This is a genomic window from Acinetobacter sp. YH16032, from assembly GCF_013417345.1.
Classification (GTDB): Bacteria; Pseudomonadota; Gammaproteobacteria; order Pseudomonadales; family Moraxellaceae; genus Acinetobacter.
This window is the reverse complement of record NZ_VPEE01000132.1, coordinates 1-1,658: the sequence shown is the minus strand read 5'-3', so window position 1 is coordinate 1,658 and position 1,658 is coordinate 1. Positions and strand designations below refer to the sequence as shown.

The 1,658-nt window shown below is 38.1% G+C and carries 2 protein-coding genes; both read left to right on the top strand.

What is annotated here, in order from left to right:
* Positions 1-159: 159 nt before the first annotated feature.
* The gene (locus FTV32_RS17655; protein WP_257222737.1) at positions 160-624 is read left to right on the top strand and encodes a hypothetical protein; all 465 of its coding nucleotides are present in this window, start codon (positions 160-162) and stop codon (positions 622-624) included.
* Between the two features lie 97 nt (positions 625-721).
* Positions 722-1,658, top strand: a 937-nt coding sequence (locus FTV32_RS16890; protein WP_257227654.1) for a protein rep, incomplete at its 3' end; no start/stop codon positions are given.

The window sequence follows — 1,658 nt, the reverse complement described above, 5'->3', positions numbered from 1 at the left end:
ACTGCTGGTCTAGTCGTTATCCTCTGTTTCACTAAGTGAAAATAAGTTAACGCTGTCTAACAGTTAGGTTAAGTTAGATATTGTGAAGATTTATACAACCTTATAAATCTTCTTCCGAATTTTATTAACGCCTGAGATAAATATCTTGGGCGTTTTTTTATGCTTTATTTTACAGAGCGAGTGTCTACGAGCGAACTGACACAACAAGAATTACAAAATATTCCTTTCTTTGATTACAGCTTTCATCTGAACCAAGATCGGGAGTTTTTCGGCTATGCCGACAAGAAAATATTTGCTTATTTTTTGAATAGATGTAATATTGTTGCCATAGGTAACAGGAATTTAAGAATGACCAGAAAACGCATTGCTTTGAGTGTTCCTCCTGAGATGGAAGAAGTTTTAGATAAGATTTCTGACTTAACAGGACAACCTAAGACAAAGATTATTTTAGAGATGTTAGAACAATATGTTCCAGTGCTTGAGCAAACTATAGAAGCCTTAGAGCAGATTAGAGATAACAAAGAAAATGCCTTGAGCATTGTTCAAAAATTTGCAGGTGATCTTTTGCTTGATGGTAACCAAAAGCTAGGACAGATTGCTACTGAGGTTAAGAACCTCAAATAACAGAAAAGCCCTGAGAACGGCAATTCTCAAGGCTTTGGAATCCTGTAGTTGTACGGCAACATTTTAGGAGCTACCTAAATGAATAGGAGCAATACTATTGTACGGTAACAAAAATGAAAGTCAAAGAGTAGAAGCGGGAGTGAGAGGCGGAGGGACGACAACGATTGCGACCGCTGATACACTGCCGACTTGTAGACTTGTGACAGACGGTAAAAAAACATGGGCTGTCGATGAAAATGGGAAGCCCCTTGGTAATACTACGGATAACTCCGCCATCCGCACACAGCAAGGCTTTCAGGCAAGCAAAGAACGGTTTAAATTACTAGATTCAGCTCGAAAAATACTTAATGGGGAACGTACCCAACACTGTTTCTATAATCCTGTAGATAAAAATGATGGTGTAGGGGTCACATTTAATAAATTTCGTAATAAAGCCAATTATACGAACGTCATGCGCTGTGCAAATGCATGGGGCTGTCCTGTTTGTGCTGCAATTATTTCCGAACACCGTAAATGTGAAGTCAAAGATGCTATGGATTGGTGGCAGAAACAAGGCGGATCTGTATTACTTCTTACCCTTACTGTTCCTCATTATTCAGATACTGACATCAAACAACTAAAAAAAGACCTGAAAAAAGCATACTCAAAATTCTTTAAGGGTGTCCGTGCATCTAAAGATATGTTTGAGCGTTGGCAAATAAAACACTATATCTCATGCTTTGAAATTACCCACGGTGCAAATGGATTCCATCCCCATTATCACGTTTTATTATTTGTTCCTTACTCTTTAGGCAAAGAATCATTACCAGGTATTAAGCAGGATATGTACAACATCTGGAAAGATTGCTGTGAGAAATCAGGATTAGATACTCCAAGTGAAAAACACGGATTAGATTTACAAGGCGGAAATGAAGCAGGTAGTTATGTTGCAAAATGGGGCTTAGAGCATGAGATGACTAAGGGTCATATCAAAAAAGGAAAAGAAAATTCCCGCACCCCTTTTGATATTTTGAGAAGTTATTCAGATTCAGAAA